17 protein-coding genes are annotated in these 19,244 nt (G+C 54.7%); 8 read left to right on the top strand and 9 right to left on the bottom strand.

What is annotated here, in order from left to right:
• Position 1 precedes the first annotated feature (1 nt).
• Genes Q8A57_RS09705 through Q8A57_RS09695 form a run of 3 tightly spaced genes read right to left on the bottom strand, consistent with a single transcriptional unit; the run spans position 2 to position 3,693 of the window.
• Positions 2–1,003, bottom strand: coding sequence for an NAD(P)H-quinone oxidoreductase (locus tag Q8A57_RS09705; protein ID WP_305170905.1), 1,002 nt, complete (start codon positions 1,001–1,003; stop codon positions 2–4).
• The gene (locus Q8A57_RS09700) at positions 1,000–2,205 is read right to left on the bottom strand and encodes an APC family permease (protein WP_305170904.1); all 1,206 of its coding nucleotides are present in this window, start codon (positions 2,203–2,205) and stop codon (positions 1,000–1,002) included. Before Q8A57_RS09700 ends, Q8A57_RS09705 begins: the two co-directional genes overlap by 4 nt.
• Before the next feature lie 45 nt (positions 2,206–2,250).
• Positions 2,251–3,693: a hypothetical protein gene (locus tag Q8A57_RS09695; protein WP_305170903.1), complete on the bottom strand. Its 1,443-nt coding sequence runs from the start codon at positions 3,691–3,693 to the stop codon at positions 2,251–2,253.
• A 70-nt stretch (positions 3,694–3,763) separates the two neighbouring features.
• On the opposite strand from Q8A57_RS09695, the gene Q8A57_RS09690 reads away from it, so the two are divergent.
• The 8 genes from Q8A57_RS09690 to pepN all read left to right on the top strand — a co-directional run bounded on the left by Q8A57_RS09690 (position 3,764) and on the right by pepN (position 11,916).
• Positions 3,764–4,507: a CDP-alcohol phosphatidyltransferase family protein gene (locus Q8A57_RS09690; protein WP_305170902.1), complete on the top strand. Its 744-nt coding sequence runs from the start codon at positions 3,764–3,766 to the stop codon at positions 4,505–4,507.
• The gene (locus Q8A57_RS09685; protein WP_305170901.1) at positions 4,507–4,899 is read left to right on the top strand and encodes a GtrA family protein; all 393 of its coding nucleotides are present in this window, start codon (positions 4,507–4,509) and stop codon (positions 4,897–4,899) included. Before Q8A57_RS09690 ends, Q8A57_RS09685 begins: the two co-directional genes overlap by 1 nt.
• A 54-nt stretch (positions 4,900–4,953) precedes the next feature.
• A complete protein-coding gene (locus tag Q8A57_RS09680; protein ID WP_305170900.1) occupies positions 4,954–6,048 on the top strand; it encodes an inositol-3-phosphate synthase in 1,095 nt (364 codons plus the stop codon).
• Positions 6,049–6,305: 257 nt separating this feature from the next.
• Positions 6,306–7,202, top strand: coding sequence for an NAD(+) kinase (locus Q8A57_RS09675; protein ID WP_305170899.1), 897 nt, complete (start codon positions 6,306–6,308; stop codon positions 7,200–7,202).
• Positions 7,203–7,206: 4 nt separating this feature from the next.
• On the top strand, positions 7,207–8,073 hold the full coding sequence (locus Q8A57_RS09670) for a rhomboid family intramembrane serine protease (protein ID WP_305170898.1): 867 nt from the start codon (positions 7,207–7,209) through the stop codon (positions 8,071–8,073).
• A gap of 94 nt (positions 8,074–8,167) precedes the next feature.
• On the top strand, positions 8,168–8,434 hold the full coding sequence (locus tag Q8A57_RS09665) for a YeaC family protein (RefSeq protein ID WP_305170897.1): 267 nt from the start codon (positions 8,168–8,170) through the stop codon (positions 8,432–8,434).
• Between the two features lie 3 nt (positions 8,435–8,437).
• Complete coding sequence (locus Q8A57_RS09660; protein WP_439651669.1) at positions 8,438–9,274, top strand: DUF2797 domain-containing protein; 837 nt, start codon at positions 8,438–8,440, stop codon at positions 9,272–9,274.
• An 8-nt stretch (positions 9,275–9,282) separates the two neighbouring features.
• Positions 9,283–11,916, top strand: a complete 2,634-nt coding sequence (pepN, locus tag Q8A57_RS09655; RefSeq protein ID WP_305170922.1) for an aminopeptidase N — start codon at positions 9,283–9,285, stop codon at positions 11,914–11,916.
• A gap of 189 nt (positions 11,917–12,105) precedes the next feature.
• Here pepN and Q8A57_RS09650 read toward each other — a convergent pair whose 3' ends face one another.
• The 6 genes from Q8A57_RS09650 to Q8A57_RS09625 all read right to left on the bottom strand — a co-directional run bounded on the left by Q8A57_RS09650 (position 12,106) and on the right by Q8A57_RS09625 (position 19,244).
• Positions 12,106–12,924, bottom strand: coding sequence for a ParA family protein (locus Q8A57_RS09650; RefSeq protein WP_305170896.1), 819 nt, complete (start codon positions 12,922–12,924; stop codon positions 12,106–12,108).
• A 273-nt stretch (positions 12,925–13,197) separates the two neighbouring features.
• Positions 13,198–14,907: a BatD family protein gene (locus Q8A57_RS09645; RefSeq protein ID WP_305170895.1), complete on the bottom strand. Its 1,710-nt coding sequence runs from the start codon at positions 14,905–14,907 to the stop codon at positions 13,198–13,200.
• A gap of 5 nt (positions 14,908–14,912) precedes the next feature.
• On the bottom strand, positions 14,913–16,844 hold the full coding sequence (locus Q8A57_RS09640) for a vWA domain-containing protein (protein ID WP_305170894.1): 1,932 nt from the start codon (positions 16,842–16,844) through the stop codon (positions 14,913–14,915).
• The gene (locus Q8A57_RS09635) at positions 16,841–17,827 is read right to left on the bottom strand and encodes a vWA domain-containing protein (RefSeq protein WP_305170893.1); all 987 of its coding nucleotides are present in this window, start codon (positions 17,825–17,827) and stop codon (positions 16,841–16,843) included. The genes Q8A57_RS09640 and Q8A57_RS09635 overlap by 4 nt, the downstream gene beginning before the upstream one ends.
• Positions 17,821–18,312, bottom strand: coding sequence for a DUF4381 domain-containing protein (locus Q8A57_RS09630; protein WP_305170892.1), 492 nt, complete (start codon positions 18,310–18,312; stop codon positions 17,821–17,823). Before Q8A57_RS09630 ends, Q8A57_RS09635 begins: the two co-directional genes overlap by 7 nt.
• The gene (locus tag Q8A57_RS09625; RefSeq protein ID WP_305170891.1) at positions 18,309–19,244 is read right to left on the bottom strand and encodes a DUF58 domain-containing protein; all 936 of its coding nucleotides are present in this window, start codon (positions 19,242–19,244) and stop codon (positions 18,309–18,311) included. Before Q8A57_RS09625 ends, Q8A57_RS09630 begins: the two co-directional genes overlap by 4 nt.

Genomic DNA, 19,244 nt, shown 5'->3' with positions numbered 1-19,244 from the left:
GTCAGTTTGCAGTGAGTACGATTTTGCCGATGTGTTCGCTGCTCTCCACCAGGCGGTGGGCCTCATTGGCCCTGTGTAGTGGAAAGGTGCGATGAATCACCGGTGCTATGACGCCATTGTCCAGTAAAGGCCACACCTTATCCAGCAGGGAGCGGGCAATTTCCGCTTTCTCGGATACCGGGCGTGAACGCAGTGTAGAACCTGTGAGCACCAGCTGTTTTAACATCATGGGCATCAAATCCACTTCGACTTTTGAACCCTTTAGAAATGCCAGGGAAATGATACGACCGCGAAAGGCGGCAGCACGGATATTTCTCTGTACATAGTCGCCACCCACCATGTCGAGGATGACGTCGACACCCGTGCCATCGGTCAACGCCTTGACCTCTGATACAAAGTCTTCATCTCGGTAATTGATAGCCCTTTCTGCACCCAGTTCCAGACAATGCTGACACTTTTCCTGGCTTCCGGCCGTAACGAACACACGATGGTTCATCGCATTGGCTAGCTGTATGGCGGTGGTGCCAATGCCGCTACTGCCACCGTGCACGAGCAGGCTCTCCCTGGCCTTGAGGGTGTTGTGGAGGAACAGGTTGCTCCAGACGGTGAAAAACGTTTCCGGTATGGCCGCTGCCTGTATGGCTGTGAATGGAGCGGAAATAGGAAGACACTGCTCTTCATGGGCAACGGCATATTCAGCATAACCGCCGCCGCTCAGCAGCGCGCAGACCTGTTGTCCAACCTGCCAACGACTTTCATGATTGCCAACGGAAACAATTTCGCCGGAGACTTCCAGGCCGGGAAGATCCGGGGCGCCGGGTGGCGGCGGGTAAAGGCCCTGTCGCTGTAGGATATCGGGCCGGTTGATGCCGGCGGCGATGACCCGAATCAACACCTCATCATCACCGGGAACAGGCAGTGGCCGTCTCACCGGGTGCAGGACATCGGCGGGCCCTGGTGAGCTGATTTCAATACACTGCATGTCTGTGGGTAATGGCATCATTGGCTCCATAACTGGACGAACAGGAAACCACTGCACAGCAGGGTGCCCATGAATGGTATGGCCAGCTGCAGTGGTCGCCGTTTTCCTTCCCTGTAGTTTAAAAACAATAACGCCAGATTCACCAGTGTAAATACCAACAGGATCAGGGCGCTGGTGGTGGCGGCGAGGGTGGTTACCGGCAACCACAGGGCGAAGCTCAACACCAGTAAGCCGGCAAACAGGGTTGCCGGTATAGGTGTTCTGGTTCTGGGATGAACTGTGCCGAGAAAAGCCGGGGCGAGGTTTCGCCGCGCCATCCCATAGAGTACCCGGGAGACCATGACAATTTGTATCAGCGCACCATTGATGATGGCGACCAGGCTGATTAAAGCCATAGAACTGACAGGTAGAGTGCTGTTGTGCTCAATTAACAACGCCAGGGGTGCCTCTGATCCGGCGATCTCTCTCATCGGTATGGTGGACAGGGCAATAATGGCGATAGCGGCATAAAGCAGGGTGGTGGTTGCAACTGCAATGGCGATACCCCAGGGCAGGTTGCGTTCGGGGTGTTTGACCTCCTCGGCCATGTTGACCATGTCTTCAAAGCCGATAAAGGCAAAGAAAGCCAGAAAGGCACCACTGGCAATGGCGGAGAAAGCAGGCAATGTCAGGGGTGGCACCATCACGGTCCAGTCTATCCCGCCCCGGCTGAGTTCATCGCTACTGACAATGATCACCAGAAACAAACCGGCGATTTCCAGCAGTGTGGTCAGTATCGCCAGAGTCACCGATTGCTTAACTCCCCAGGCGGCAATGCCGACCAGAGTCGCTACCAACAGGCTGATGGTTAATCCCTCGGGGGTGTTGATAAGGACACTGAAATAACTGTTAAAACCCCGGGCCATGGTCGCGGCGGAGACAATGCCTCCCAGAGAGATAGCGAATCCCGCCAGGGTAGCCAGCTGTTTGCACCGCAATCCTTCCTGAATGTAGACCGCCTCTCCGGCACTGCGGGGGAAGCGTCGTGCCATCTGAGCATAGGAATAGGCGCTGAAACAGACCACAACGGCTGCGAGCATGAAGGCCCAGGGTGTCATGGCCCCGCTTTTTGCGATGACGGCGCCGAGCAGAACGTATATGCCTGCACCGAGAATAGTGCCAATGCCGTAAAAACTGATCTCGACCAGGGAGAGGTTGCGCAACAGATTGGGTTGGGTCGTCATGAATGAGAGTATAGACGGTCTGCCTGCTGCCACCGGTCAGTAACGTCAACCAAGGGAGTTAATCAGGCGGTTGATGTATTTTTTTACCTGGAGATTGATTTTCGATGTTTCGCGATTCGCGTGAGACTTCTGTGGCGCTGATTGATGAGCAAGGTTGCTATGGCGACCGCTGTTTATATTTGATGGGGTAACGCCGTATTTGGACGTGTCCCTCCGCTGGTCGAGCATCATGCTGGCAGGGGCATTGTAGAGGTAATTATCGGATAGCTTCTCTCCGGTATGGCTGCTGAATGCCCGGGCCGGGTCGAGGTGCCAGGTTCCCACCGGAATATCATCCCAGCGGTCGTCCCAGGACCATGGCGGTTTGGGCCGGGACCAGCCGCGACGATCAAAATCCCTGCCGGCAATATACTTACCAACCTGCACTTGTCGTCCCAGACTGTCAGTACCTATAACTAGGGAGTCTTCAAACAGGCTTTGCTTGCCTTTGCCTGAGGGCCGAAAGTTACGCGCCATTTCGTACCAGGGCTTTAGGGAGGCGAGTCGGTAACTGATGGAGAATTGACTTATACCATCCACACGTAGCTGTTCACGATGCGTATGCCTGCTGTTGTGGCGCAGGATTTTGGTATGCGTAGCCAGCTTGAGGAAATCGCGTTCTTCGGCGCAGCGAATGCCGTGCCCCATTGCCTGAGTGTAGATGATGACATGGTTGTCGTCCTCGAACAGCGCACGGGACTGGATCGGCTCCGTGCCGCTGGATTCACCATGACTGTTACATAGAAAAAAGCGGTTGTGGAACCAGGTTTCCACCAGGGCCACCTTCATGGAAGCCTTGTCGACCCGCAGTTGCAGACCCTCGTTATCGCTATCGTGATAGGTCATGTTGGAGAGGGCCTCACGCAGTGGAGAGTCGTAATCCTTGATGTGGTACAGCATGTAGGCCAGGTAGTAGGAGTCGTCAGTCTCGGCGATGACTTCCCCGTAAACCACGCTGGGCAGTGTTCCCCGGGCCAGGGCGTTGTCTACGTTATTGCGTGGGTCGGTGTCGCTATCGAAGAAGATATCGGTGGGAACGTCCCACAGTGGTTGGTGGCCGATTTTCTGGATGATAGTGGGGCTGAAGGTTTCCAATAGCTGCTGATAACGGTGTTCCCGAGATATGTCAGCCAGCTGAACATCTTGTGGTGCGGGATTTGGCATGTATCCCGGCAGTTTGATTCGGTCGAAGTGCCCCGTGGCCAACTCCGGCAGGGAAATGACAGGTTCTAGTGGGTCGGCCATCAGCCGTGCATTGGCGAAGATGACCAGTTCCAGAAGTACAAATACGGTTAGTGGCAGACCGCCAAAAAGATATAGGATGAGCGCTGTCGCCTTTTTATAATAATCGTTAGTGTGTCTCCGCCAGGCGCGGGAGGACAGCCACTGACAGCCGCGGTAGATGGTGATAGGAAATAGGGCAGTCGCCTTGAGCGAATACTTTAGCATGTGGCTCTTGTTATAGTTTTGGCCGTGTTAATACAATAAAACGAGCGCAGTTTAATATTTCGCGGTAGCTATGAATAGTGAGTCTCTTAGCGTTTTTATCCTCTTCGGACTGGTCCTGTTACTGGGGCTGGTGTATGTCGTCAGGGGATATTTAAACGGTGATTTTAAACACTACGAGCGGGTTGATCGCCAGGGGGGCAGTGTGCTGCTCGGCAAGGCGGTAATGAATTTTGCTGTTTGGGGGATGGAGCCTGTGGCCCGCCTTTTGGCAAGGCTCTCCATCACACCCAACCAGGTGACCCTGAGTTCGGTGTTTTTTGGTCTTGTGGCCGGTCTGTGTATCGCCTCTGGCCACTTTGGTTATGCCTTCTGTGTGGCGATTGTTGCCGGCATGACAGATATGCTTGATGGCATGCTGGCGCGCCTGTCGGGAAAAAGTGATGCTTCCGGTGTGGTATTGGACTCTACGATCGATCGCTATGTGGATTTCTTTTTGTTGGCCGGTTGCGCCCTCTATTTTCGACATGATGTGATGAGTTTGTCCGCCAGTCTGCTGGCAATCCACGGTTCGTTTATGATCAGTTACACCACGGCCAAAGCTGAGGCAATGGCGGTGCGCGTGCCACGCGGTGCCATGAAGCGCACTGAGCGGTACGTTTACCTGTTGCTGGCACTGGTCGCCAGTACTTTTTATCCGGGATCTGAAGGTCTTTCGCCATTGCTGGTGGTGGTATGGCTATTGGCAGTTCTGACAAACTGGTCCGCCCTGATGCGCTTTCGTTCACTGTTCCTCTCTGCTGGGAACGTGGGCTGATGTTTTACCGCGCCCAGTTCGCTGCGATGCTGGCCACAGCTGTGGATTTCGCAGTTATGGTGTTCTGTTACCAGCTCCTTGGGTTGCCGTTGGCCATTGCGGTTGCCCTTGGCCCCATGGTCGGTGGCATGGTGAACTTTACGCTTAATCGCTACTGGAGTTTCCGTGTTGCCGGAGACAGGTTGCTGTGGCAGATGGGCACCTATATGTCTGTGTGCCTGGTTTCTGCTCTAGTCAATGCCTATGGTGTGGTGCTTATGGTGGCCCATACAGCATTGGCATATTTTCCTGCCCGGGTTCTTGTCGCTCTGACTGTTGCCCTGCTTATTAATTACCCCCTGCACCGCTATCTGGTGTTTGCGGCCAGGGGCGGTTTGTTGAAAAGTCAGTAACCTTTTTTTGTTGCCAGTTTTTGTGGACCTTGTGGGGCTTGCTAAGGAGTCGTCGTGGAAAGAAAGAACATCAGAATTGCTGTCATTGGCGTGGGCAACTGTGCCAGTTCCCTGATTCAGGGAATCCATTATTACCGTGACAGGGGTGCAGAGGAATGTATTGGTCTCCTCAACTATGAAATTGGCGGTTACCAGCCTGGAGATATTGAGGTGGTGGCGGCATTTGATATCGACAAACGCAAAGTGGGAGTGGATGTCAACGAAGCGGTCTTCGCCCTTCCCAATTGCACCACAGTGTTCTGTGGCGACTTGCCCGCCAGTGGCGTCAAGGTATCCATGGGTAAGGTGCTTGACGGTTACTCCGAACACATGGCCAATTTCGGTGATGACCGCACATTCCTGTTGTCATCGGAAGCGGAACCCAGCCAGGCCGACGTGGTAGACCAATTGAAAAAGGCCGGGGTGGATGTCCTTATGAATTACCTGCCGGTTGGCTCCCAGAAAGCCACTGAGTTTTACGCTGAATGCGCCCTGGAAGCGGGTTGCGCATTCGTCAACAACATCCCAGTGTTTATTGCCAGCAATCCCGAATGGGCGCAGCGCTTCGAGGCGCGCCATATTCCTATCATCGGTGATGATATCAAGGCGCAATTGGGCGCGACCATCGTGCACCGCACCCTGGGCAACCTGTTCAAGAAGCGCGGCGTGAAGCTGGAGCGCACCTATCAGCTCAACACCGGTGGCAACACCGATTTTCTCAACATGTTGAATCGGGAGCGTCTGGCCTCGAAGAAAGAATCCAAGACGGAGGCCGTGCAGGCGGCTATTCCCCAGCGACTGGAAGCCGAAAACATCCATGTTGGCCCCAGTGATTACGTGCCCTGGCAGAACGACAATAAGGTCTGTTTTATCCGCATGGAGGGCAAATTGTTTGGCGACGTGGCGATGAACCTGGAATTACGGTTGTCCGTGGAAGATTCCCCCAACTCCGCCGGCGTGGCCATTGATACCATCCGCTGCGCCAAGGTTGCCCTGGAACGGAACATGGGAGGCATTATCGAGATTCCTTCCGCGTTCTTCTGCAAGCACCCGCCCCGGCAGATCCCGGACGACGAGTCCTATGCCACCCTGATGGAAGAGTGGGTCTAGGACGGGATCAGCGTCATAGGCTGCCAGGATGGCGGCCCGAATCGGATCTGCCTCAAGGGATAACGTATTGATCTGCTCAACGGTTAGGTTAGGCCAGGTTCCCAGAATGATACTCAGGGTTGCGAGTGTCTTGTTCGATATGACCTCTTTTGTCCACGATTATGCTGAGATAACCGGCAGCAGCTTCTTTGAGCGTAGTTGTAGAAACTGTTGGTATATAATGATCCGATACTTTTTTGGGCTATTCAGATAACTTCATGACTGATTTCAAGCGGATTGCGCTGGTTTCCAATATTGAGACACCGGAAATCGGTGATTCCATCAAGCGGCTTATCAGCTATCTCGGTGAAGCTGGTTACACGGTGATTCTTGAGATCAATACCGCGCGGTTTGTCGGCAACACCGAGTTGCCGGTGTTTGAATGCGGCAAGCTGGATGTACCACTGGACCTGGTGATTATGGTGGGAGGCGACGGCAGTATGCTGAGTGCCGCCCGTAACCTGGTACAGCACAACGTGCCCCTGCTGGGAGTGAACCGCGGTCGACTGGGTTTTCTCACCGACATCCTGCCCCACGAAATGGAAGAGCAGGTCAAGCGTGTACTTTCCGGGGAATTCATAATCTCCAGCCGCTTTCTTCTAGAAGTGTCTATCAGGCGTTCTGGACAGGTGATTGGTACTGGCAGCGCTCTCAACGACGTGGTACTGCACCCGGGAAAATCTGTGCGGATGATGGAGTTTGAGCTGTATATCGATGAGCAGTTTGTCTATAGCCAGCGTTCCGACGGCTTGATTGTTTCTACCCCCACCGGTTCTACAGCTTACGCCCTGTCAGGGGGCGGCCCGATCATGCATCCCAACCTGGATGCGATTGGGCTGGTACCTATGAATCCGCACACGCTGTCCAGCCGTCCCATCGTGGTCGGTGGCAACAGTGATATTGAGATTCGGGTGGGTTCTCGCAACGAACTTCATCCTTTGGTGACCTGTGACGGCCAGAATGATATTCAGTCAGAGCCGGGAGACACGATCCGGATTCACAAGATGGCCCAGCAGATTCAATTGATTCATCCCGTTGGGCATGATTTCTACGAAACCTGTCGCACCAAACTGGGCTGGGGTAGTCGCCTAGGTATTTCGGAGCGGAACCGCTGACGCAATGACAGAGCAACAGCCAGAATGGGTCCAGATTGCGGACATTCCATCCCAGTACGATATCACTGAGTTTTACCACCAGCTAGAGGCTCAGGGTATTCGCTTTCGCGTCCGCGAGCGCGGAGACATGGTGGAATTGTGGGTGGCTTCCTCAGAGGATGTCCGGGAAGTCGTCAGGATGCTGCAGGATTACAGCATTCATCACCCACCACCACCACCTCCCGGCATGCCGCAGTTGGGTTTCAAGGAACAAGTGCAGAAAATGCCGGTGGTGGTAGTTCTTATACTGCTGAGCATTGTGGGGTCAGCCATCGTGGATTGGGGCTTCCCCCTGATACACTGGTTTACCTTTCAGGATTTTGAGCTATTTGGCGACAGCATCAGTTTTGATACCGCCGACATGGCTATGGCTAAGGGGCAGTATTGGCGATTGATTACACCTATCTTTCTCCACTTCGGCATTTTTCACGTCGCCTTCAACAGTGTCTGGATGTGGGAGCTGGGGCGTCGGGTCGAACCCTTGGCGGGAAGCATGCACATATTAATGGTGGTGCTGTTGATGGCGTTGGCTTCCAATATTGCCCAATACCTTTGGAGCGGACCTTCGCTGTTTGGTGGCATGTCAGGCGTCGTCTATGGCCTGCTAGGTTATGTCTGGATGCGCAATAAGGTAGCCCCGCGACCAATACTGGCGCTGCCAAACGGCCTGCTGGTGTTTATGCTGGTGTGGCTGTTTGTCGGTATGACCGGACTCATCGATTTGCTGATGTCAGGCAGTATTGCCAATGCTGCCCACGCTGCCGGTCTGGTGAGCGGCATGGTGCTGGGCATCTGGTCCGGCAAGGTTGAATCCGGCGGAGAGCGGCAGTAATTGCTATAATCGTCAGCTGTTTTTCACACTATCCCATTGGCGCTGTCACTACTGGCTGGCGCCTATCTGTACCGAGGTTACACCGAGGATGTCCATGGATTTTCAACAATTGATCGATGCGATCACACCCGACATTTACGACAACCTGAAACGTGCTGTGGAGACGGGCAAATGGCCCGATGGCTCGCGCCTGACAAAGGAGCAGCGGGAGCACAGCATGCAGGCCATTATTGCCTACGATGCCCGTCATAAGTCCGAGGAGGAGCGTGTGGGCTACGTGGCGCCAAAGCAGAAGGCCGAACCCTGTGCCACAAAACAGAAGAAGGGTAGTGATCCCCAGCCCCTGAAATGGCAGGAGTAGCCGGTGGCTGATTATTCAGGGCATCTCCAGAAAATGAAGGTGGCACTGCCGCCGGACCCGGCGGGCCAAGTGACGTACCAGTTACCGTTGGATGAAGAACGTCTGCCTTTAAATGGGTTGCTGGGTGAATCTATCCGTATGACGTTTACCGGCGAGATTCACTGCATTCACTGCGGGCGTCGCAGTAACAAAAGCTTTAACCAGGGCTACTGTTACCCCTGTTTTGCCAAACTGGCACAGTGCGACAGCTGTATCGTCAGTCCCGAAAAATGCCACTATTTTGAGGGCACCTGTCGTGAGCCTGAATGGGCAGATAGCCACTGCATGGTCGACCATATTGTCTACCTGGCCAACTCGTCAGGGGTGAAAGTCGGTATTACCCGCGAATCCCAGTTACCTACCCGATGGATCGACCAGGGTGCGGTTCAGGCTTTGCCGATTATGCGGGTGAAAACCCGGCAACAATCCGGCCTTGTTGAGACAGCGATGAAACAGTATGTGGCCGATAAAACCAACTGGCGCACCATGTTGAAGGGCCAGATTGAAGCTGTTGAGCTGCCCGTTATACGAGACGAATTATTTGACCGTTGTGAAACAACCCTCAGTCAGCTGGAAGAGCAATTTGGTATACAGTCCTTGCAGCGTCTGGAGCAATCCAGCGTGGTGGATATCGACTACCCGGTACTGAATTATCCCAGCAAGGTTGCCAGTCTGAATATGGACAAAAACCCGGTGGTGGAGGGCACACTACAGGGCATTAAGGGACAGTACCTGATCCTGGACAGTGGCGTGATTAATATCCGCAAATACACAGCTTACCACGTGGAAGTAGCAATCTGATGATGGCCATGAGAGACGCCCAACCGGGCAATATTTACCTGAAAGACTACGAAGTACCGCGCTTTTTGATCGATAAGACCGAGCTGCGGGTGGAGATTGGTGATAAAGATGCCACGGTGCTGGCCAACCTGACCATGCGTCGCAATCCTGCGAGCAACTACCAGGGCAAAAGCCTGTCCCTCCACGGTGTGCAGCTTGAATTGCAACAGCTGGCAGTGGATGGCCGTGCCCTGTCGAAGGCCGAGTACGAGGTCAACGGGGAAGAGCTGCTGATTCACCGGGTACCGGATAATTTTACGCTGACTTCTGAAGTGTTGATCCGCCCCAGGGAAAACACATCCCTTGAGGGCCTGTTCAAGTCGCGCACCATGTATTGCACCCAGTGCGAGGCGCAGGGTTTCCGGAAAATCACCTACTACCTCGATCGCCCGGATGTGATGTCGGAATTCACCACCACCGTGGTGGCCAGTAAATCGGAATGCCCGGTGTTGCTGTCGAACGGCAACCTGCACGACTGGGGTGCTCTTGATGATGGGCGTCATTGGGCAACCTGGCATGACCCGTTCCTGAAACCGGCCTACCTGTTTGCCCTGGTTGCCGGGGATCTTTCGCTGGTAGAAGACAGCTTCACCACCTGCAGTGGCCGTGATGTGGCCTTAAAGCTGTATGTGGAAGAGAAGGATATTGAAAAATGCGGCCACGCCATGGATTCTCTGAAAAATGCCATGGTCTGGGATGAGGAGGTTTATGGTCGCGAATACGATCTGGATCTCTACATGATTGTTGCCGTGGACGATTTCAACATGGGTGCCATGGAGAACAAGGGGTTAAATATTTTTAACACCTCCTGCGTACTGGCGCACCCGTCCACTACCACCGATGACGGTTTTAAACGCGTTGAAGCGGTAGTGGCCCACGAGTATTTCCACAACTGGTCTGGGAACCGTGTCACCTGTCGAGACTGGTTTCAACTGAGCCTGAAAGAGGGTTTCACCGTATTTCGCGACTCACAGTTTTCTGCCGACATGGGTTCAGCAACGGTGAAACGCGTTGAAGACGTGAACATGTTGCGCACTGTGCAGTTTGCAGAAGATAGCGGCCCCACCGCGCACCCGGTCCAACCGGCCTACTACATGGAAATATCCAATTTTTACACCGCCACGATTTATGAAAAGGGTTCGGAAGTGGTGCGCATGATCCACACCCTGCTGGGGCCCGAGCTGTTCCGTCGTGGTACGGATATCTATTTTGAACGCCACGATGGTCAGGCGGTGACGATTGAGGACTTCGTGGCAGCCATGGCCGATGTTAGCGAGCGGGACTTTACCCAGTTTATGAACTGGTATCGCCAGGCGGGCACGCCGCGTTTGTCGGTGACCAGTGATTATGATCCGCAGCAGCAACAATTCAGCCTGCATTTCAGTCAGTCTTGTCCGCCCACGCCTGAATGCCAGGAAAAACAGCCATACCATATACCGGTATCGGTCGGTTTGGTTACACCGTCAGGGGATCTGCCTCTGGATGCAAAGGGCAACACCACCCAGGTGCTGGAAATTACCCAGCCAGAGCAGACCGTGGTGTTCGAGGGCATCACCGAGGCCCCTGTACCCTCCCTGTTGCGCGGTTTTTCTGCACCGGTAAAACTCAGTTACCCCTACACTCTGGACCAGCTGAGCTTCCTGATGGGTCACGACAGCGATGGCTTCAATCGTTGGAATGCCGGTCAACAGCTGTCGATACAGCTGATGCAGGCGCTGGTGACAGATTATCGCGAAGGAACCCCGCTAGTGCTGGATCAGCGGTTGGTAGAAGCCTTTGCCAAAGTTCTGGCCGAAACAGATACTGACAAAGCCATGCAGGCCCTGGTGCTAATGTTGCCCAGCGAGTATTTGCTGGCGGAACTGGCGGAGGTTATCGATGTTGAAGCGATTCACCAGGTGCGGCGCTTTATGTGTCGCGAACTTGGCCGTGAACTGAGAGATACATGGCGCGCAACCTACCTCGCTAACAGCGAAAAAGTTTTCGAAATGTCCGGTGCTGCAGTGGCCAAACGCAGCCTCAAAAACCTGTCTCTGCGTTACCTGTTGAATGGCGCCTCAGACGATTCATTATCGTTGATGCACACCCAGTTTATGGAAGCCGATAACATGACGGATCGCCTCTCGGCCCTGAACGGATTGGTCAATGATCCACGGGAAGAGGCACGGCCTCTTTCGGAACAGGCTCTGGATAAATTCTATAATGACTGGCAACACGAGCCGCTGGTTTTGAACCAGTGGTTTCAAACCCAGGCCGCCTGTGTTTTGCCCGGTGGTCTGGAGCGGGTGAAAGTGTTGATGGAGCACCCGGCCTTCGACTTCCACAACCCCAACAAGGTGCGCTCCCTGATCGGCGTGTTCTGTAATAGTAATCTCATCAACTTTCACGACGAAGCGGGAGAGGGTTATCGTTTCCTGGCAGACAACGTTATTGCACTGGACAAGCTCAACCCTCAGATTGCGTCCCGCCAGCTGACACCTCTCACCAAGTGGCGACGTTATGATCTGACACGGCAGGCGCTGATGCGGGAAGAGTTGGCGCGAGTTCTGGCGGAACCGGGGTTGTCCCGGGATACCTACGAGATCGCGTCGAAGAGTCTGTGAGAGATAAAAAGGTAACCCAGTTGATCGGTATCAACTGCCCTGTTAACCGATGGCAGGATAATGGCCGCCGTTGAAACGCTGAAAGCGTTGAGACGCATGAGTGACATTCAACCCTCTATCTCAAGGGTTCATTATTAAGGAGAGCGTCCAGCTCTCCTTTTTTTTGCCATATCTGCGTTCAACAGTGGCTCAGGCTGTTTCGGTCTCTTTCTTTTTCTTTCCGGCTTTTTTTACCGCTTTTTTACCACCACTAATGACCTCGTGCAGCTCGACAAACTGCTTGGTGAGGGCGTGGCTCGGGGCGAAGTAGATCAGTGGTTTACAAGCCTGGTGAGACTCGCGCATTTTTACTGACTGACTGAGGTAAACAGGCAAGACTGGGTGTTTTTCTGCCAGTAGTTCCTTAATGATTTTACTTGGCAGATTGGCCCTTGGCTGGAACTGGTTGGCGATAATGCCTTCCACTTCAAGCCGGTCGTTGTGGTCTTCGCGCATTTCACCAATGACTTCGAGAATGTTGTACAGGGCGTGGCGTGAGAAAGCATCGCAGTCAAAGGGAATCAATACACTGTCGGCACAGACCAGTGCCGAAGTGGTGTAAAAATTCAGGGCAGGTGCGGTGTCAATAAAGACATGGTCGAACTCGCCATCCAGTTTGTTCAGCAGGTCCCGTAATTTATAAATCTTGTGACGGGACTCGAGTTTCTGTTCGATGCTCTCAAGTTCCGGGTCTGAGGCAATTACAGACAGGTTTTCGTAGGGCGTCTTAATAACGAAGTCGGCGGGCTTTTTGGGGGACAGATTGAACGACACTGTCTGGGCGAAATAATCGGCAATGGTGAGGTCAGGCTTGGCATCCTGACCCAGCAAGTAGTGAGTTGAATTGCCTTGAGGGTCCAGATCCACAACCAGGGTTTTTTTGCCGTTGTTTGCGCAAATGGCAGCCAGGTTACAGGTGATGCTGGACTTTCCTACACCACCTTTTTGGTTGAAGACGACTCGGCGCATAGTGTTAATCCTTTCATGGCAGAAGAGAGGAGGGGGAATGGAATGAGCTTGTGGGGCATAAACAGCGCTCTGGATGGAACAGCTGATTTCATTCTACTGGAAGGCCCCTTCAGTGGCGAGGGGCGAATGGGAAGAATCGGCGTACAAAAAATGACCACAACTTTATCTTCAGTATGGGAATCCCCGCTTGGATAGAAGATGCACAAATACGGGTCAAATGTGGTCAGAAATGCCCGATTTTTAGGCATTTTATCCCTGTTTTATTGGAGGCTCTCAGGTATGGCTACCATAGAGTGGGGCCAATGGTGTGCCCTTAGGTGATTTCTCCGGACGGGTTTTACGCAGAGTCTTTAACCGCTGGCAGAGCCTGTTTAGGTCGACCTCATCATCAGCAGCTGTGCTGTAGAGAGACTTGTCCAGTGCCTCCAGGAGGAGGGAAACCTGCTCATCATTGGCCAGCTGTGAGACCTGACTGAGCTTCTGCACCGGGCGCTGCCAGAAGCTTCCGGCCCAGATTAACAGCGCTTCGCGGAAACCGGGGAGGTCCTTACTGTTAGCGCTTTGGCAGAGGTCTTTAAACAGGGCTGATTCTTTTTCATGGTTGGGCTCATGATTGACGACAGTTGCAGCCTGTTTGCGGCTGCCGCGCCAGAGGATCAGCAGGGTAATGACTGCAACTGACAACAACAGGTTTGTCGCAGCGAGTATCCACAACAGCCGGTTGTCCGACGAATTCTCATGAAGCTCAACAGAGTCACTGGTCACTGCGATATCGCTGGTCAAAGGAGCAGGGTCTGCCGGTGTTGCAACAGTTCCCGGAGCTGGCTTGACGGTGAGGGTTTGTGATTCCAGCAGGGTTTCCCTCATCTGTTGACTGCGGGTATCCCACCAGCGGACTTTCACCGGGGGCAGGGTGATCTGCCCGGCACGAGAAGGCACGATAGCAACCGATTCCACCCGTGATCCAATCACCCCTTGGGGATCGACATTATTTTCCAGCTGAGGCTGGTCCGGGTAAACCTTGAAGCCATCACCGGCATCGATAATTAGCGGTGGTAGCTGACTGTCCATCAGGCCCTGGGCTGTGAGGTGAATCGTGCGGGTGACAGGCTCGCCAGCGACCAGTTCATCGAGCGGGCGACTCCATCTTTCACTGAGGCTCAGGCCCTGGGCGGGTAGCCAGTCTCCGGGACCGTAGTTGTCGGGTCGGGGCTTGACGTCAATATGCTGTTCATCAGACAGCAAAAACACGGGTTTACCCCGTGAGCCAAAAAAGGAACCGGAAAAACGATCACGCCGGTCCGCCATCACGGCGTTGAAACGCACCGGGGGGATAACCAGTTTGCCACTGGCTTCGGGAAACAGGGCGTATTTCAGTTCCACCACCTGGTACAGCTTGCCGTTGTTCTGCTTCTGGTACTGGTTTTCCGCAACTTTCACCATGGCGGCATCTTTGATCATCAGTTCTTCGCTACTGAGTCCGGATAGGGGTACCGATGTGTTGAGTCTCAGGGTCAGTAGCACCTGTTCCTGGACAAACACCGACGACTTGCTCAACTCGGTTTCGATGAAAATGGGTTCACTGCCGTTACTGGTATTGGAACGGGGTGCGACCTGAAGTCGAATGGGACTGCTTTGTACCCCCTTGAGCTCAAGGGGGGGGATCAGCAGGCTGCCGGTTTTTTTCGGAAGCAGCTGTAGCACCCACTGGGTATAGGACTCCGTCGTACCATTGATAATGGAAAACTGGTTTTGCTGATTCTGACTAAGTATTTCAAAGTCCTCTTCCAGCACGGAAAAATCCGGGTCGCTGGTGGTTTGGCCATCAAAGCGAACCTGTAATTCCAGGGTTTCCCCTCGGCTCAGCTGGGTGCGATCTGCAGTGGCCGTCAGGCTGTCGGCCTGGCAGGCAAGACTGGATAAGAGTAACAGGGCGGCGGCGATCCACTGACAGATCTGCTGACGGTTAAACGTGAAGGCCATGGTTATTACCACCTCTGCTCTGAGTTACCGGGTCGATTGATGCCGCGGCGTTGTTCATACTGGCGTTTCTCCGCTTCATAACGGAATTTCTCGCGTAACAGGCCACCTGGGTCATCAGGGATTTTTCGCAACCACTGCTCCATGGCCTGTTTTTCCTCCTCGCTCATTTCACCCTCGGTAGCTGCCTGAGCCTGGGCGGGTTGTTGTTTACCCTCCTGTTCACCCTGTTGATCGCTACCTTCCTGTTGTGGCTGGGCGTCCTGCTGCTCTTTATCCTGTTCGCCTTGTTGCTCACTTTGTTGCTCTCCATCCTGAGGCTGTTCCCCGTGAGATGGTTGCTGTTGCTTGTCGGGGTTTTTACCCGTATCGCTGGGGTTATCCTGAGACTGTTGCTTGGAAGAGGATGATTGGTCCTGGTTGGATGAGCCGTCCTGATTCTGATCGCTGGACTGATTTTGTTGGTCGGACTGGGATTGCTGCTGGTCCGATCCCTGTTGCTGCTCCTGGCTATCATTGTTCTGGTTATCGTTGTTCTGCTGCTGGTCGTTTTGCGGCGAGTTGTTTTGCTGTTCCAGCAGTTTTTCCACCAGGTCGCGGTTGAATTCGGCATCTGGCATGTCGGGTGTCAATGACAGTGCCCGCTTATAACTTTCCAGTGCCTCATCAAGTTTTCCTGCCTTTGCCAGTGCATTGCCGCGATTGTAGTGCGCATTGGCGGTGTCTCCCCCATAGAGCTTTTCGGCGTTTTCAAAGTCACCGTTTCGATAGGCGGCAGCGGCCTTCCAGTCGGGGTCTTTAAATGTTTGTTGCGCGCTTTCAGCGTCACCCTCGGCTAATGCCCGCGCCGCCTGTTGGTCTTGGGTCAGCCACAGGTCATCCCAGCCGAATGCCATGGCCGGTTGTGGGGCGGATAGCAGCGGCAACAGCAGGATTGATGCGAATACGCCACGACGGAAAGCCAGTAGCAGTATGGGTAACAGTGGTAACACCAGCCAGTAGCCCAGGTCGTGCCAGCTGTCGTAGGTTCTCTCCAGTTGTTTGCTGGCCGATCCGTGTTCTGCAGCAAAGCCTTCGGAGAGGTAGCGAATATCCTTGTCATCGGCGGTGAGACCGGAATAACGCCCCCCCAGCCCGCTGGCCAAAGAACCCAGAGCAGCGGCATCCAGTCTGGGGATGACGATAGCGCCTGTATTGTCCTTGGCAAATCCGCCGTTTTGGAGAGGAATCGGTGCACCTTCAGCGGTACCGATGCCCAGCACGGAAAGGCGGAACTCACCCATTTCCTCCAGCAGTGATGAGAGTTCATCCCGTGCGCTGGCAGAGACATCATCGGTGATCAACAGAAAGTCAGCCTGGTTGAGGCCGGCATTCAGTGCCAGCTCAATGCCCTGGTTAATGGCAGACTCAATGTTGCTGCCGTGCCCAGGCATGATGTTGGGGTCCAGGGCCGGTACCAGTGCTGCCACAGTTGCCGCGTCGTCGGTTAACGGGCTGACGACAAATGCTTCCGCCGCGTAGGCGATAAGGCCGGTGGTTCCTTCCTTACGCTGCTGAAGCAGCTCAATCAGTTTCAGCCGTGCCCTATTCAGGCGGTTGGGTTTCAGGTCCTGCACCAACATTGATGGCGAGAGGTCGAACAGGACGACCAGTGCATTTTCCTGTTTATGCACGGGCAGGGGTGTGCGTTCCCAGGTGGGGCCGGACATAGCCACTGTCGCCAGCAGCCAGGCGATCAGCGCACCTGTTACCAGGGAACGACGCTGTTTAACGGTGGTGCCATCTACCAGGAATGGCAACAGCTCCGGGGCGATCACCTGTTGCCAGCTGCCGGTGTTCTTCTCCTGCTTGTATAACCACCATGCAGCCAGCAGGGCTGGCAGGATGGCCAGCAACCACAGGGGTCTAAGCAAATGAAAATCTGTCAGCACCGGGATCATGAATCACCTCGTGCTGTGAGCGGCGCCAGTAACAGGCTGCAGAGCAGAGCCACACCCAGTGGCCAGTAGAACAATGCCTTGGTGGGGCGCAGGGTCTCCGCTTCCTGTTCCACGGGTTCGAGCTGGTCCAGTTGCGCGTAGATCTGTTGCAATTCATCCGGGTTGCGGGCGCGGAAATAGCGGCCCCCGGTTTTATCGGCGATGGCGGTCAGAGTGGTTTCATCAAGATCTCGAGAGGGGTTGATTCGCCGGGAGCCAAAGAAACTGCGTTCCACAACGACTTCGGCACCGATGCCGATGGTGTAAATGGTGATGCCCTCACGGGCGGCGATCTCTGCCGCTTCCAGAGGTTGCGCTTCACCGGCGGAGTTGGCACCGTCGGTGAGCAGTATCAACACGCGATGGTTTTCCGGGCGGGATTGCAGTCGTTTGACTGCCAGCCCGATGGCATCGCCGATGGCGGTGCTTTCCCCTGCAAATCCAATCTGAGCCTCGTTCAGAAGCGTGTTCATGGTTTGCCGGTCAAAGGTCAACGGTGTTTGCAGGTAGGGGCGGGTACCAAACAGAATCAGGCCCAGGCGATCCCCCTGGCGTCGCTCAACGAATTCCCCTACAACCTGTTTGACTACGGTCAGGCGGTCTACGCTTTCGCCTTCAAGCCGCATATCCGTTTGTTTCATACTGCCAGAGATATCCACGGCAATTAACAGGTCCCGCCCGCTGCTGGGCAATGTGACCGGGTCGCCGATCCAGGTGGGGCGGGTGGCGGCCAGCAGGGTTCCCGCCCAGGCAACAAACAACAGCGTCAGGGTCAGCCATTGCCAGTAGCCACTCCGGCGTTCAACACTGGTTTGTGCCGCGAGGGCACAGTAGACCGGCGCTTTCAGTGCCGGGGCCAGGGTCTCTGCACGTCGCCGCCACAGCCGGTACAGAATAGGTAGCGGTAATAGAACCAGTAGCCAGGGCCATTCAAAAGTTAGCATGATGCCCCCCTGCGATGCTGTTTTATCCAGCGTCGCGTTCCCTCTGCCAGTTGTATCAGGCAGGATGGCGGTAGGTTCGCATCAGCCCGGTAAAGCTGATCCCCGAGGGTTTGTTGCAAGGACTCGTCAAACACCGGTTTACGACAAGCATGATTCATCCTGTCCAGCATATCCGGGACCCGTTCCGATTCCAGGCCAAAGCCCGGGTAAGCGGTTTTCGCCGTGCGCCTCAACAGCATTAACAGGGCATGACACTGGTCCGTTAGTGATTCTTCCGGCTGCTGCGCCATGGTTTCCAGGCAGGCAAAGGCCTCGCGGCGATAACAGTTGTTGCGGTAATTACGCACCAGAAATCGCACCAGGTAATAAGACGCCAGCAGTACCAACAGGGTGAGCAACCACCAGCCAGGTGCGGGCGGCCACCAACCCACGGCTTCGTGCAAGTGAATATCACGCAACTGTGCCAATGGATCCTGCGGGTTCATCGGCGTCGCCCTTTATTCTTGCGACTGTATGCTCGCTGTAAAACGGGTAATACGGGCTCGGTCGTGGTGAAGCTCAATAATCCGAGACGTAGCTGCGTCGCCAATTGCCGCAGCTTGTTCTGCCGCTCTGTAAATTGTCGCTCGAACTGTTGCCGCAACTTGCCATCGCGACTGTTGAGCACAAAGCGTTGTTGGCCGTTACTGACCTGGTAGAGCGCCGGGGGCGGCAGGGTTTTTTCCAGTGGATCAATAACCTGGCACAGGGTGATATCGCAATGCCGGGCAAGCTCAAACAGATGCTGTTCACAGGACCGGTCCAGATCGTGGAAGTCGCTGACCAGAAACAGGGTGGAACCGGGCAGAGCCGCTCGGCGGCAATCCTTGAGAATATCCGACAAGCTAAATTGATCAACCTCAGGTTGCAGCAGCATTTCACTGAAATCCCGCAAGCGGTGAATCATTTGCAGCACAGCGTGGTGGCTGCGCTTGGGGCGGATTTCTGTCACTTGCCGGGTGCCAAAAATTAATCCGCCCACGCGGTCGTTGACATTCAGGCCGGCCCACCCCAGGGTGGCGCTGATCTGACAGGCGAGCACAGATTTCAGTGTGCGCGACCCAAAAAACATACCGGAACGAAGGTCGCTGACGATCAGTACCGGACGCTCCCGTTCCTCCCGATACAGTTTGGTGTGAGGCGTCAGGGTACGCGCCGTCACGCGCCAGTCTATGGTGCGGATGTCATCGCCGGGCTGATACTGCCGGACTTCCTCAAAATCCATTCCGCGGCCGCGGCTGCGGGACTGGTGGCCTCCCATCAGGGCGGTACGTGCCATCAGTCGCGGAAAGAAATTCAGCTCCCGTGTGCCAAACCGCATGCCTACCAAAGTGGTGACATCGGCGATAGCCGGGTTATGGATGTCCGGGTCTGTCAT

The sequence above is a fragment of the Porticoccus litoralis genome (genome assembly GCF_030676955.1).
Lineage (GTDB): Bacteria > Pseudomonadota > Gammaproteobacteria > Pseudomonadales > Porticoccaceae > Porticoccus > Porticoccus litoralis.
The sequence above is the reverse complement of the archived record's forward strand: the minus strand, read 5'-3'. Positions and strand labels throughout refer to the sequence as shown.